The sequence below is a fragment of the Mycobacterium sp. 1482292.6 genome (assembly GCF_001672995.1).
Classification (GTDB): domain Bacteria; phylum Actinomycetota; class Actinomycetes; order Mycobacteriales; family Mycobacteriaceae; genus Mycobacterium; species Mycobacterium europaeum_A.
On record NZ_LZKV01000230.1, the window covers coordinates 1 to 12825 of the forward strand.

14 protein-coding genes and 1 pseudogene are annotated in these 12825 nt (G+C 71.8%); 11 read left to right on the forward strand and 4 right to left on the reverse strand.

Annotation, left to right across the window (positions count from 1 at the left end):
• Positions 1–120 precede the first annotated feature (120 nt).
• From A5624_RS23250 to A5624_RS23285, 8 genes are all read left to right on the forward strand, one after another.
• A complete protein-coding gene (locus A5624_RS23250) occupies positions 121–465 on the forward strand; it encodes a hypothetical protein (RefSeq protein ID WP_066871692.1) in 345 nt (114 codons plus the stop codon).
• A 91-nt stretch (positions 466–556) separates the two neighbouring features.
• Entirely contained in the window at positions 557–1906 is a 1350-nt protein-coding gene (hemL, locus tag A5624_RS23255) for a glutamate-1-semialdehyde 2,1-aminomutase (RefSeq protein ID WP_066871695.1), read from the forward strand.
• Positions 1906–2514 carry a histidine phosphatase family protein gene (locus tag A5624_RS23260; protein ID WP_066871698.1) on the forward strand — a complete coding sequence of 203 codons (609 nt, stop codon included), beginning with the start codon at positions 1906–1908 and terminating at the stop codon, positions 2512–2514. The genes hemL and A5624_RS23260 overlap by 1 nt, the downstream gene beginning before the upstream one ends.
• Positions 2515–2534: 20 nt before the next feature.
• Positions 2535–3158, forward strand: a complete 624-nt coding sequence (locus A5624_RS23265; protein ID WP_066871701.1) for a TlpA disulfide reductase family protein — start codon at positions 2535–2537, stop codon at positions 3156–3158.
• Positions 3155–3934, forward strand: a complete 780-nt coding sequence (locus A5624_RS23270) for a cytochrome c biogenesis CcdA family protein (protein WP_066871704.1) — start codon at positions 3155–3157, stop codon at positions 3932–3934. Before A5624_RS23265 ends, A5624_RS23270 begins: the two co-directional genes overlap by 4 nt.
• 47 nt (positions 3935–3981) lie before the next feature.
• The gene (locus A5624_RS23275) at positions 3982–5655 is read left to right on the forward strand and encodes a cytochrome c biogenesis protein ResB (protein WP_066871706.1); all 1674 of its coding nucleotides are present in this window, start codon (positions 3982–3984) and stop codon (positions 5653–5655) included.
• Entirely contained in the window at positions 5652–6647 is a 996-nt protein-coding gene (ccsB, locus tag A5624_RS23280; RefSeq protein ID WP_066871707.1) for a c-type cytochrome biogenesis protein CcsB, read from the forward strand. Before A5624_RS23275 ends, ccsB begins: the two co-directional genes overlap by 4 nt.
• 60 nt (positions 6648–6707) lie before the next feature.
• Positions 6708–8015, forward strand: coding sequence for a MinD/ParA family protein (locus tag A5624_RS23285; RefSeq protein WP_066871709.1), 1308 nt, complete (start codon positions 6708–6710; stop codon positions 8013–8015).
• 6 nt (positions 8016–8021) lie between these two features.
• Here A5624_RS23285 and A5624_RS28310 read toward each other — a convergent pair whose 3' ends face one another.
• The gene (locus A5624_RS28310) at positions 8022–8180 is read right to left on the reverse strand and encodes a hypothetical protein (protein ID WP_112709269.1); all 159 of its coding nucleotides are present in this window, start codon (positions 8178–8180) and stop codon (positions 8022–8024) included.
• Positions 8181–8226: 46 nt separating this feature from the next.
• Here A5624_RS28310 and A5624_RS23290 point away from each other — a divergent pair, with 46 nt between their 5' ends.
• Entirely contained in the window at positions 8227–8634 is a 408-nt protein-coding gene (locus tag A5624_RS23290; RefSeq protein ID WP_066871712.1) for a DUF4229 domain-containing protein, read from the forward strand.
• On the opposite strand, the gene A5624_RS23295 is transcribed toward A5624_RS23290, so the two are convergent.
• The gene (locus A5624_RS23295) at positions 8631–9638 is read right to left on the reverse strand and encodes a beta-ketoacyl-ACP synthase III (protein ID WP_066871715.1); all 1008 of its coding nucleotides are present in this window, start codon (positions 9636–9638) and stop codon (positions 8631–8633) included. The two genes, A5624_RS23290 and A5624_RS23295, sit on opposite strands and share 4 nt — an antisense overlap.
• Positions 9639–9735: 97 nt before the next feature.
• Entirely contained in the window at positions 9736–10608 is an 873-nt protein-coding gene (locus A5624_RS23300; protein ID WP_066871724.1) for a 1,4-dihydroxy-2-naphthoate polyprenyltransferase, read from the reverse strand.
• A gap of 83 nt (positions 10609–10691) precedes the next feature.
• Between A5624_RS23300 and A5624_RS23305 the strand changes: the two genes are divergently transcribed.
• Together A5624_RS23305 and A5624_RS23310 are read left to right on the forward strand one after the other, a co-directional pair.
• On the forward strand, positions 10692–11477 hold the full coding sequence (locus A5624_RS23305) for an S-methyl-5'-thioadenosine phosphorylase (protein WP_231997692.1): 786 nt from the start codon (positions 10692–10694) through the stop codon (positions 11475–11477).
• The gene (locus tag A5624_RS23310; RefSeq protein ID WP_066871721.1) at positions 11474–12502 is read left to right on the forward strand and encodes an NAD-dependent epimerase/dehydratase family protein; all 1029 of its coding nucleotides are present in this window, start codon (positions 11474–11476) and stop codon (positions 12500–12502) included. The genes A5624_RS23305 and A5624_RS23310 overlap by 4 nt, the downstream gene beginning before the upstream one ends.
• Before the next feature lie 3 nt (positions 12503–12505).
• Here A5624_RS23310 and A5624_RS23315 read toward each other — a convergent pair.
• Positions 12506–12825, reverse strand: a pseudogene (locus A5624_RS23315) (hypothetical protein); the annotation flags it as partial.

The following is a 12825-nucleotide window of genomic DNA, read 5'->3' on the forward strand; positions in this document are numbered from 1 at the left end:
TCGCCGTGATCCGCATCACCTGGTCGTCAAGCAGCCCGCGGCAGTCGCATACCGCTATCCAACTCGGGGCGCCGGGCCAGGACAACCCACCCGTCGACGGAGTGGGTTTACTGTCGTCTGATGGGAGAGGCAGCGGGTAACGAGGCCGCCCGGCGCGCCGAGGAGCTGCTGCGCAGGGGGGAGGAGTTGTCCGCGGGCAAGGCCATCACCGAGGACGACGTGCGGCGAGCCGCCGAGCACGCGCAGCGCTCCCACGAGCGCGACCAGACGGCACACCGGCGCGGTGTGCAGCGTCACTACCAGGCCGGTGTCGCGCACGAGCGCGCCGCCGAAGTCGAAGAGCGCGCGGTCGCCGAGCGGCTCGGCGATGTCGAGGCGCACCGGCGTGCGGCGGAAAAAGAACACGAGGCCGCGCGCCGCAACTTCATCGCGGCGCAGGAAGCCGGCGAGCAGGACGCCGATTAACCCGGCCACCGGGGACCGCGCCGTCCTCCCATAGCACGTTCTGCTACACCCTGTAGTGGATTGTCGCGCGCGGGCTGGGACACTGGTCGTCATGGGAAGCAGTGACCAGGCGACCGCGCACGCCACCGGGGCCCGCCGGGCTACGGCGGCGTCGGAACGGTTGTTCGAGGATGCCTGCGCCGTCATTCCCGGTGGGGTGAACTCGCCGGTCCGCGCGTTCACCGCCGTAGGCGGGACGCCGCCGTTCATCACCGAGGCGCGCGGCTGCCTGCTGACCGACGCCGACGGCAACCGTTACGTGGACCTGGTCTGCTCGTGGGGGCCGATGATCCTGGGACACGCCCACCCGGCCGTCGTCGAGGCCGTGGCCAAGGCGGCCGCGTCGGGCCTGTCGTTCGGGGCGCCCACCCCGGCCGAGAGTGAGCTGGCCGCCGAGATGATCGCGCGGGTGGCACCGGTCGAACGGATCCGGCTGGTCAACTCCGGCACCGAGGCCACCATGAGCGCGGTGCGGTTGGCCCGCGGCTTCACCGGCCGGGCCAAGGTGGTCAAGTTCTCCGGCTGCTACCACGGCCACGTCGACGCGTTGCTGGCCGACGCGGGCTCCGGGGTGGCGACGCTGGGCCTGCCGTCCTCGCCCGGAGTCACCGGTGCGACGGCGGCCGACACGATCGTGTTGCCCTACAACGACATCGACGCCGTGCGGCAGACCTTCGCCCGCTTCGGCGACCAGATCGCGGCGGTGATCACCGAGGCCAGCCCCGGCAACATGGGCGTGGTCCCGCCCGCGCCCGGCTACAACGCGGCGCTGCGCGCGATCACCGCCGAGCACGGCGCGCTGCTGATCGTCGATGAGGTGATGACCGGCTTCCGGGTCAGCCGAAGTGGTTGGTATGGAATCGATCCCGTCGACGCCGACCTGTTCACCTTCGGCAAGGTGATGAGCGGCGGGCTGCCGGCCGCCGCGTTCGGCGGGCGCGCCGAGGTGATGGAGCGCCTCGCCCCGCTGGGCCCGGTCTATCAGGCCGGCACGCTCTCGGGTAACCCGGTGGCGATGGCCGCCGGGCTGGCCACCCTGCGCAACGCCGACGCCGCCGCCTACGCGACGCTGGATGCCAACGCCGACCGCCTGGCCGGGCTGTTCTCCGATGCGCTCACGAATGCTGGTGTGGCACACCAGATTCCGCGTGCCGGCAACATGCTCAGCGTGTTCTTCTCCGAGACGCCGGTGACGGACTTCGCGTCCGCGCGGGCCACCCAGACGTGGCGCTATCCGCCGTTCTTCCACGCGCTGCTCGACGCGGGCGTATACCCGCCGTGCAGCGCCTTCGAGGCCTGGTTCGTCTCGACCGCGCTGGACGACGCCGCGTTCGACCGCATCGCGCACGCCCTGCCCGCCGCGGCCAGGGCCGCCGCGCAAGCCGAGGAGGGCAAGTCCTGATGGCCGAGCAGACCCGGGTGCACGTCGTGCGGCACGGTGAGGTGTACAACCCGAGCGGCATCCTCTATGGCCGCCTACCCGGATTCCGCCTCTCCGACAACGGCCGCGCGCAGGCGGCCGCGGTGGCCGATGCGCTGGCGCACCGCGACGTCGTCGCGGTGATCGCCTCGCCGCTGCAACGGGCCCAGGAGACCGCCGCGCCCATCGCCGCCAAGCACGGGCTGGCCGTGGACACCGACCCGGATTTGATCGAATCGGCGAACTTCTTTGAAGGCCGCCGCGTCAGCCCCGGCGACGGCGCCTGGCGCGACCCGCGGGTGTGGTGGCAGCTGCGCAACCCGTTCCGCCCGTCCTGGGGTGAGCCGTACGCCGAGATCGCGGCCCGGATGGAGACGGCGGTGGACAAGGCCCGCGCCCGCGGGGCCGGCCACGAGGTGGTGTGCGTCAGTCACCAACTCCCGGTGTGGACGCTGCGCCTGCACGTGACCGGCCAGCGGCTGTGGCACGACCCGCGGCGGCGGCAGTGCGGGCTCGCGTCGGTGACCACCCTGGTCTACGACGGCGACCGGCTGGTCGACCTCGAGTACAGCGAACCGGCGGCGTCTTGATCAGCTGGATACGACGGGCGATGGCCGGGGCCGTGCTGGTGGCGCTGGTCCCCGGCCTGCTCGGCGGCTGCTCCTCGGGGCACGACGCCGTCGCGCAGGGCGGCACCTTCGAATTCGTCTCGCCCGGCGGCAAGACCGACATCTACTACGACCCGCCGTCGCGCCGCGGGCGCCCCGGACCGCTGTCCGGGCCCGATCTGGCCGATCCCGCGCACACGCTGTCGCTGGACGACCCGATCTTCGCGGGCCGGGTCGTGGTGATCAACATCTGGGGGCAGTGGTGCGGGCCGTGCCGCGCCGAGGTCACCCAGCTGCAGCAGGTGTATGACGCCACCCGCGGCGCCGGGGTGTCTTTTCTCGGCATCGACGTCCGGGACAACAACCGGCAGGCCGCGCTGGACTTCGTCAACGACCGGCAGGTGACGTTCCCGTCCATCTATGACCCGGCGATGCGCACCCTGATCGCGTTCGGCGGCAGATACCCCACCACCGTGATCCCGTCCACGCTGGTGCTGGACCGCCAGCACCGCGTCGCGGCGGTCTTCCTGCGCGAACTGCTGGCGACCGACCTGCGGCCGGTGGTGCAGCGGCTGGCCGGCGAGGATGCGCCCACCCCGGCCAAGGCGGGGCCGGCGCAGCGATGACCGGACTCACCCAGATCGCCGCCGCCGGACCGCTTCTGGTGGCCCTCGGTGTGTGCCTGCTGGCCGGGCTGGTGTCCTTCGCCTCGCCGTGCGTGGTGCCGCTGGTGCCGGGCTATCTGTCCTACCTGGCCGCGGTCGTCGGCGTCGACGAACAGCCGCCCGCAGGAGCCGTCAAAGCGCCGCCGGGCGCCCGCTGGCGGGTCGCGGGGTCCGCGGCGTTGTTCGTCGCCGGGTTCACCACGGTGTTCGTGCTCGGCACCGTCGCCGTCCTCGGCATGACGACCACGCTGATCACCAACCAACTGGTGCTGCAGCGGGCCGGGGGAGTGCTGACCATCGTCATGGGCTTGGTGTTCGTGGGCCTCATCCCGGCCTTGCAACGCCAGGCCCGGTTCAGCCCGCGGCAGCTGACGACGGTTGCCGGCGCGCCGCTGCTGGGCGCGGTGTTCGCGTTGGGCTGGACGCCCTGCCTCGGCCCGACGCTGGCCGGCGTGATCACCGTGGCCTCGGCCACCGACGGCGCCAGCGTGGCGCGCGGAATCGTGTTGGTGATCGCCTACTGCCTGGGGCTGGGCATCCCGTTCGTGCTGCTGGCATTCGGCTCGGCGGGCGCGGTCGGCGGGCTGAGCTGGCTGCGCCGGCACACCCGGGCCATCCAGATCTTGGGCGGTGTCCTGCTGATCGCCGTCGGCGCGCTGCTGGTGACCGGGGTGTGGAACGACTTCGTCTCCTGGCTGCGCGACGCGTTCGTCTCCGACGTCAGGTTGCCGATTTGAGACGCCTCCTGGCCTGGGGCCGTAACACCTGGCGCGCGCTGACCTCGATGGGCACCGCGCTGGTGCTGTTGTTCCTGCTCGCCCTCGGCGCGATCCCGGGGGCACTTCTGCCCCAGCGCAACCTCAACGCCGGCAAGGTCGACGACTACCTCAAGGCGCACCCGGTGATCGGCCCGTGGCTGGATCGGTTGCAGGCCTTCAACGTCTTCTCCAGCTTCTGGTTCACCGCCATCTACGTGCTGCTGTTCGTGTCCCTGGTCGGCTGCCTCACCCCGCGGATGATCGAGCACGTCCGCAGCCTGCGGTCCACCCCGGTGGCCGCCCCGCGCAACCTGTCCCGGCTGCCCAAGTACTCGCACCGGCAGATCCAGGCCGGCGCCGACGAGCTGAACGCCCTGGCCAACACCCTGGCCGGGCGGCTGCGCGGCTGGCGCACCGCCATCCGGCACCGCGAGGCCGGCGACGCGGCCGCCCCGGACGCCGTCTTAGAAACAGTGGAAGTGTCCGCCGAAAGGGGCTACCTGCGCGAGTTCGGCAACATCGTCTTCCACTTCTCGTTGCTGGGGCTGCTGGTCGCGGTGGCCGTCGGCAAGCTGTTCGGCTACGAGGGCAACGTCATCGTCATCGCCGACGGCGGACCCGGCTTCTGCTCGGCCTCGCCGGCCGCGTTCGACTCGTTCCGGGCCGGCAACACCGTCGACGGCACCTCGCTGCACCCGCTGTGCATCCGGGTCGACGACTTCACGGCGCACTACCTGCCCTCGGGGCAGGCCACCTCGTTCGCCGCGCACATCGACTACCAGTCCGGCGACGACCTGAGCACCAACCGCTGGCGCCCTTACCAGCTGGAGGTCAACCACCCGCTGCGGCTCGGCGGAGACCGGGTGTACCTGCAGGGGCACGGCTACGCGCCCACCTTCAGCGTCACCTTCCCGGACGGGCAGATCCGCTCGGCGACCGTGCAGTGGCGGCCTGACAACCCGCAGACCCTGCTCTCGTCGGGCGTGGTGCGCATCGACCCGCCCGCCGGCAGCTATCCCAACGCCGCCGAACGCCGCAACCACGAGATCGCCATCCAGGGTCTGCTGGCGCCGACCGAGCAGCTGGACGGCACGCTGCTGTCGTCGCGCTTCCCGGCCCTGGACGCCCCGGCGGTGGCCGTCGACATCTACCGCGGCGATACCGGGCTGGACACCGGGCGGCCCCAGTCGCTGTTCACCCTGGACCCCCGCCTGATCGAGCAGCACCGGTTGACCAAGGAGAAGCGGGTCAATCTGCGTGCGGGACAGTCGGTGCGGATCGATCAGGGGCCGGCGGCGGGCACGGTGATCCGCTTCGACGGCGCCGTGCCGTTCGTCAATCTGCAGGTCTCGCACGACCCGGGCCAGACCTGGGTGCTCGTCTTCGCCATCACGATGATGGGCGGGCTGGTGGTGTCGCTGCTGGTGCGCCGCCGCCGGGTGTGGGTCCGTCTGACGCCCGACGCCGGCGGGTCGCCCGGTACGGTGAACGTCGAACTGGGTGGCCTGGCGCGCACCGACAACTCCGGTTGGGGCGACGAGTTCGAGCGACTGTCCGATCGGCTATTCCCCGCAAGCGGGTGGTACCCCCGCACCGGGCCGGAAGCCCCCGACGCCGCAAGCGCCGCGACGCCCACCGCGTCCGGCGGCGACGCGACACCCGCAGCGTCCAAAAGGAGTTCTGAGGTGGACGTCAAATGAATACGGTGCACGTCAACATCGAGCTGGCGCGCTACTCCGACTGGGCGTTCACGTCCGCGGTGGTGGCTTTGGTGATCGCCCTGCTGTTGCTGGCCTTCGAGCTGGCCTATGTCGGGGCCCGAGCCGGCGGGCGCCGCGCCGATCAGCGCGCCCGGGTGCCGGCCGGCGCCGTCAGCGCCGACTCCGCCGCCCCCGGGGTGGTCGAAGAGGCGATCCAGCGCCCGATCGACGAGCGCGTCGGTCGGGCCGGGCTGGCCGTGGTCTACCTGGGCATCGGGCTGCTGCTGGCCTGCCTGGTGCTGCGTGGCCTGGCCACCCTGCGGGTGCCGTGGGGCAACATGTACGAGTTCATCAACCTGACCTGCCTGTGCGGGTTGATCGCCGGGGCGGTCGTGCTGCGCCGCCCGCAATACCGCCCGCTGTGGGTCTTCCTGCTGCTGCCGGTGCTGATCCTGCTGACGGTGTCGGGTCGCTGGCTCTACACCAACGCCGCGCCGGTGATGCCCGCGCTGCAGTCCTACTGGCTGCCCATCCACGTGTCGGTGGTCAGCCTGGGGTCGGGGGTATTCCTGGTCGCCGGCATCGCCAGCATCCTGTTCCTGCTGCGCACGTCGCCGGTGGCGGACCCCGAACGCGCCACGCACAGCGCGCTGAGCCGGCTGGTGCAGCGGTTCCCGGACGCCCAGACGCTGGACCGCATCGCCTATCGGACGACGATTTTCGCTTTTCCGGTGTTCGGCTTCGGCGTCATCTTCGGGGCCATCTGGGCCGAAGAAGCCTGGGGCCGATATTGGGGCTGGGATCCCAAGGAGACGGTGTCCTTCGTCGCCTGGGTGATTTACGCCGCCTACCTGCACGCCAGGTCGACCGCGGGATGGCGGGACAGGAAAGCCGCCTGGATCAATGTGGCGGGGTTCGTGGCCATGGTCTTCAATCTGTTCTTCGTTAACCTGGTCACTGTCGGCCTGCATTCTTATGCGGGTGTCGGGTGACGGTGTAGAACCGGCCCGAATAGGAAAAAACGGGAAAAACGCACAACAAGGGGGAGTGCAGTGACCGAGCATCCAACGACGGGCGTGGGGTCGCCCGAACAACCGACCACGCAGCTACCCCCACAGGCACCGTCGACGGCAGGCCAGCAGGAGACCGCCCAACCGCAGGCCGAGTCCGGCGGTGACGCCCCCACCCGCGCCTTCGCCGGATTCCGCACCGAACGCCGCGTCCCCGGCCCCGAACGTCAGCCCGCCGCGCCGCCCACGGCGCCCCGGCCGGGCGGGATGCCGCCCTGGGACTCCACGCCGGTGACCGGCATCCCGCGCGTCGACCCCACGGCGTACGGCGCCTACTACACCGGCCCGGACGCGCCGCCCACCCAGATTCAGGGGGCGCCGCAGCGCCCGGAGCACCTGCCGCACACGCCGTACCCGGAACTGTCCACCGGCATGCTGCTGCGCCCGGTCGCCCCGCCGCCGTCCGACGGGTGGCGGCTGCTGCTGTTCAAGCTGTCCGGGGGGCTAATCAACCTGGGTGAGAGCCCCCGGGCCACCCGGTACAACAACCTGGTCGCGCAGGTGAACCGGCCCCTGCGGGGCTCCTACCGGGTGGCCTTCCTGTCGCTGAAGGGCGGCGTCGGCAAGACCACGATCGCCGCGACGCTGGGCGCCACCTTCGCCTCCATCCGGGGCGACCGGGTGGTGGCGGTGGACGCCAACCCCGACCGCGGGACGCTGAGCCAGAAGATCCCGCTGGAGACGGCCGCGACAGTGCGCCAGCTGCTGCACGACGCCGGAACCATCGAGCGCTACAGCGACGTGCGCCGCTACACCTCCAAGGGGCCGAGCGGCCTGGAGGTGCTGGCGTCCGAGACCGACCCCGCCGTCTCGGAGGCGTTCAGCGCGCAGGACTACGAGCGGATCCTGGACATCCTGGAACGGTTCTACGGCCTGGTGCTGACCGACTGCGGACCCGGGCTGCTGCACTCGGTGATGAGCTCGGTGCTGCAGAAGGCGGACGCGCTCATCGTGGTCAGCTCGGCGTCCATCGACGGCGCCCGCAGCGCGTCGGCGACGCTGGACTGGCTGGACGCCCACGGCCACGAGAACCTGGTCCGCAATTCCATCGCCGTCATCAACGGGGTGAAGCCGCGCCCGGGCAAGGTCGACATGAACAAGGTGATCGACCACTTCTCCCGGCGCTGCCGCGCGGTTCAGCTGGTGCCGTTCGACCCGCACCTCGAAGAGGGGGCCGAGATCGAACTGGACCGGCTCCGGCGCGGGACGCGCGAGGCGCTCACCGAGTTGGCGGCCATCGTCGCCGACGGGTTCCCCGGCGACCAGCACAACCCGGGAGTGCTGGGTTAACCGGGTTCAGCGCGGATTGTCGCCGTGACCCAACCGCCGCAGGAAATCCGGATCGTCGTCGGGCCCGATGACGCGCGTCTTCGGCCGGTGGGCCTGCGATCGCGCCGCACGCCAGCCGACGTAGATCAGCGTCCCCAAAATCACGACGAGCAGCAGGTAGAGCACTCAACACCTCCTTCGGGCGAATATACCCGCGCCGTAGGCTCGGCTTGTGTCACAAGAAGCTAGCGACGACAGCACCGGGACCGCGCCGGACCCCGCCGCGAACGAGGGCGCGGCGCCGCCCGCCGGAAACGGCGTTGCCGGACCCGTGTTGGCGTACATGGCGGCGCGGGTGCTGCTGGCGGCCGCGCTCGCCGGCGTCATCTATGGGGTGGCCCGCGTGGCGGGCATCAGCCAGTTCCCGATCGTGGTGGCCGTGCTGTTCGCCCTGATCATCGCGATGCCGTTGGGCATCTGGGTGTTCGCCCCGCTGCGCCGGCGCGCCACCGCCGCGCTCGCGATCGCCGGGGAACGACGCCGCCGCGAGCGAGACCTGCTGCAGGCCCGGCTGCACGGGGACGCCCCGCTCGGGGGCGCCGGCGACGGGGCCGGCGACCAAGAATCAGGGCGCGGCTAGCCGTTCGGCAGCCGCACCACCTGCGCGGCGTAGCTCAGGCCGGCGCCGTAGCCGAGCAGCAGGGCCAGATCGCCGGCCTTGGCCGCCCCGGTGCTCAGCAGTTCGGCCATCGCCAGCGGAATGGACGCCGCCGAGGTGTTTCCGGTGTGCTCGATGTCGTTGGCCACCACCGCATCCGGGCGCAGCTCCAGGCTCTTGGCCAGCACCTCGTTGATCCGGCTGTTGGCCTGATGCGGCAGGAAGACGTCGATCTCGTCGGGCCGCACCCCCGCCGCGTCCATGGCCTGGCGACCGACCTTGCCCATCTCGAACGCCGCCCACCGGAACACCGCGCTGCCTTCCAGCCGCAGGTACGGGCGCTCGCCGGTGCGGTTGTCCAGGAAGTCGATCCATTCGATGTCCTGGCGGATGGCGGTGGCCTGCGCACCGTCGCTGCCCCAGATGGTGGGCCCGATGCCCTGGTCGGGCGTCTCGCCCACCACCACTCCGGCCGCGCCGTCGGCGAAGATGAAGCAGTTGCTGCGGTCCGTCATGTCCACCGTCGGGGACAGCTTCTCCGAGCCGAGCACCAGCACCTTGGCGGCCGTCCCGCCGCGCACCATGTCGGCGGCCACCCCGAGCGCGTAGCCGAAGCCCGCGCACCCCGCCGAGACGTCGAACGCCGGCACGCCGCCCGCACCCAGCGCGGTCGCGACCGCCGGCGCGCACGCGGGGGTCTGGGTGAAATGGGTGCTGGTGGCGACGATGACGCAATCGATGTCGACCGGCTCGAGGGACGCCTTGGCGATGGCTTCCTGTCCGGCGGCGGTCGCCATGGACGTGACGGACTCGTCGCGCCGGGCGAAGCGGCGGGTCTTGATTCCGGTTCGGGTGAAGATCCACTCGTCGGAGGAGTCGATGTTCTCGCACAGCTCGTCGTTGGTGACCACCCGCTCGGGGCGGTATGACCCCACACTGAGCAAGCCGATGTTCGTGGGCCCGCTGGTCGCGGCAATCCTGTTCATTGCGGTCCTCCGCTGTCGCCGAGCAGACGCAAAGGTACCCCAGAAGCGCCGCGCTCGGAGGTCTTTGCATGCACTGTGGGTCGCCCTTACGTAGTCGTTAGGTAGTCACCGTCAGCGCCGTCGCGACCGCGACCGCCCACACCACCATCGCCAGCCCGGTGTCGCGCAGCACCGGGATCAGCTCGGGGCCGCCGCGGCCCGAGCGCACCGGGGCCGCCGCGCGCAGCGCCAGCGGGGTGGCCACCAATCCGACGGCGCACCACGGTGTCGCCAGCATGAGCACCAGGGTCAACACCCCCGCGGTCCCCAGCAGCGCCTGGTACAGGATCCGGGTGCGCGCATCGCCCAGCCGCACCGCCAAGGTGACCTTGCCCGCGCGGGCATCGGTCGGGATGTCCCGCAGGTTGTTGGCCACCAGCACCGACGAGGACAACGCCCCGACCGACACCGCCAGCACCAGGCCCACCCAGTCCACCCGCAGCGCCTGGGTGAACTGGGTGCCCAGCACGGCGACGAGCCCGAAGAACAGGAACACGGCGACCTCGCCGAGACCGGCGTAGCCGTAGGGTTTCGACCCGCCGGTGTACAACCACGCCCCGGCGATGCAGGCCGCGCCGACCGCGATCAGCCACGGCGCGCTGTACAGCGCGAGCGCGAGCCCGGCCAGCGCGCCGACGGTCAGGCTGGCGACCGCGGCGGACAGCACCGCGCGCGGCGCCGCCAGCCGCGAGCCGACCAGGCGCACCGGGCCGGCCCGGTCGTCGTCGGTGCCGCGGATGCCGTCCGAGTAGTCGTTGGCGTAGTTGACGCCGATGGTCAGCGCGAGCGCGACGGCCAGCGCCAGCAGCGCCTTCCACCACACCGCCGATCCCAGCCATCCCGCCGCCCCGGTGCCCGCGACCACCGGTGCCACCGCGTTGGGCAGCGTCCGCGGCCGCGCGCCCGAAATCCACTGCCCAAAATTGGCCACACGAACATCCTGCCAGGACGCGGGCCCGCGGTCGGCGGGCCGCACCGGCGATCGCCCGAGGCGTCATGCACCACAATGGTCGGATGCTCGGAGTCATCGGTGGCAGCGGCTTCTACACCTTCTTCGGATCCGACGCCCGCGACGTCACCGTCGACACTCCCTACGGTTCGCCGAGCGCGCCGGTCACCGTCGGCGCCGTGGGTGACCACGAGGTGGCCTTCTTGCCCCGCCACGGCGCCAAGCACGAGTTCTCCGCGCACACCGTGCCGTATCGCGCCAACATGTGGGCGCTGCGCAAGCTCGGCGTGCGGCGGGTGCTCGCGCCGTGCGCGGTCGGCAGCCTCAAACCCGAACTCGGCCCCGGCACCGTCGTGGTGCCCGACCAACTCGTCGACCGCACCCGGGGCCGCGCCGACACCTATTTCGACTCCGGCGGCATCCACGTCGACTTCGCCGACCCGTACTGCCCGGCGCTGCGCGACGCGGTGACCGGCCTGCCCGACGTGCCGCGCGTCGTTGATGGCGGCACCATGGTGGTGATCCAGGGTCCGCGCTTTTCCACCCGCGCCGAAAGCCGCTGGTTCGCCTCGGCCGGTTTCTCGCTGGTCAACATGACCGGCTACCCGGAGGCGGTGCTGGCCCGTGAGCTCGAAATGTGCTATGCGGCAATCGCTTTGGTGACCGACCTGGATGCCGGCGTGAGCGCCGGCGAGGGTGTGAAGGCGGTCGACGTGTTCGCCCAGTTCGAGAAGAACGTCGAACTGTTCAAGACGCTGGTGCGCCGGGCCATCGCCCGCATCGCCGCCGACCGCAGCTGCACGCACTGCCTGCCGCACGCCGGCGTCACCCTGCCCATCGAGCTGCCGTGAGGGTGCTGCTGACCGGGGCGGCCGGCTTCATCGGTGCGCGGGTCGACGCCGCCCTGCGGGCGGCGGGACACGATGTCGTCGCCCTGGACGCGTTGCTGCCCGCCGCGCACGGCCCGAATGCGGTGCTGCCGCCCGGATGTCAGCGCGTCGACATGCGCGACGCCGACGCGCTGGCCCCCCTGCTGGCGGGCGTGGACGTGGTGTGTCACCAGGCGGCGATGGTGGGCGCGGGCGTGGACGCCGCCGACGCCCCCGCCTACGGCGGGCACAACGACCTGGCCACCTCGGTGCTGTTGGCGCAGATGTTCGCCGCCGGGGTCCGCCGCCTGGTGCTGGCCTCGTCGATGGTGGTGTACGGGCAGGGCAGCTATGACTGCGAGCGGCACGGGCCCGTGGATCCGCTGCCGCGGCGACGGGCCGACCTGGACGCCGGGGCATTCGAGCACCGCTGCCCGCTCGGCGGCGAGGAACTGCGCTGGCGCCTGGTCGACGAGGATGCCTGCCTGCGGCCGCGCAGCCTGTACGCCGCCAGCAAGACCGCCCAGGAGCATTACGCCCTGGCCTGGGCCGAGGCCACGGGCGGCTCGGTGGTGGCGCTGCGCTACCACAACGTCTACGGCCCCGGCATGCCGCGCGACACCCCCTACTCCGGGGTGGCGGCGATCTTCCGCTCGGCGCTGGAAAAGGGTGATCCGCCAAGGGTTTTCGAGGACGGCGGGCAGATGCGCGACTTCGTCCACGTCGACGACGTGGCCGCCGCCAACGTGGCGGCCACCCAGCCACGCGACGGTTTCACCGCGGTCAATGTGTGCTCGGGACAACCCATTTCGATTCTTCAGGTGGCCGGCGCGCTGTGCGACGCGCGCGGCGGCTCGCTGTCCCCGGTAATCACCGGGCAGTATCGCAGCGGCGACGTGCGCCACATCGTCGCCGACCCGTCCCGGGCCGCCGAGGTGCTGGGTTTCCGCGCGGCCGTCGCGCCGGGGGACGGGCTGCGCGAATTCGCCTTCGCCCCGCTTCGGTGAGCGCTAACCCTGCGGCGGGCGGTAGATCTGCGGCTTCTGCGCGGCGATCTGCCGCGTTCCGGTGTCGTCGCCGCGGAAGATGCGGGGCCCGCCCGCCAGCGGGGGTATCTCGGTGGTCGGCGGTTCGTGGTCCGCGCCGGGTCCGCCGCTGGGGATCTGGGTGGTCGCCGCGGCCGACGGGCCGGCGCCCTGCGCGACGGGGACCCGGGTGGTCGGCGCCGCCGCGTTCGCCGCGGCGGCGCGCCTGCGGGCGGCGCGGCGGGCCAGCCGCCGGCCGCTCAGCTGGCCGGTGACGATGGCCGCCGCCAGGATGCCCAGCGCCA

Excerpts from the sequence above, each read along its gene's own strand:
- A5624_RS23250 (WP_066871692.1), top strand. The coding sequence starts at position 121 with ATGGGAGAGGCAGCGGGTAACGAGGCCGCCCGGCGCGCCGAGGAGCTG.
- hemL (WP_066871695.1), top strand. The coding sequence starts at position 557 with ATGGGAAGCAGTGACCAGGCGACCGCGCACGCCACCGGGGCCCGCCGG.
- A5624_RS23260 (WP_066871698.1), top strand. The coding sequence starts at position 1,906 with ATGGCCGAGCAGACCCGGGTGCACGTCGTGCGGCACGGTGAGGTGTAC.
- A5624_RS23265 (WP_066871701.1), top strand. The coding sequence starts at position 2,535 with ATGGCCGGGGCCGTGCTGGTGGCGCTGGTCCCCGGCCTGCTCGGCGGC.
- A5624_RS23270 (WP_066871704.1), top strand. The coding sequence starts at position 3,155 with ATGACCGGACTCACCCAGATCGCCGCCGCCGGACCGCTTCTGGTGGCC.
- A5624_RS23275 (WP_066871706.1), top strand. The coding sequence starts at position 3,982 with ATGGGCACCGCGCTGGTGCTGTTGTTCCTGCTCGCCCTCGGCGCGATC.
- ccsB (WP_066871707.1), top strand. The coding sequence starts at position 5,652 with ATGAATACGGTGCACGTCAACATCGAGCTGGCGCGCTACTCCGACTGG.
- A5624_RS23295 (WP_066871715.1), bottom strand. The coding sequence starts at position 9,638 with ATGAACAGGATTGCCGCGACCAGCGGGCCCACGAACATCGGCTTGCTC.
- A5624_RS23305 (WP_231997692.1), top strand. The coding sequence starts at position 10,692 with ATGCTCGGAGTCATCGGTGGCAGCGGCTTCTACACCTTCTTCGGATCC.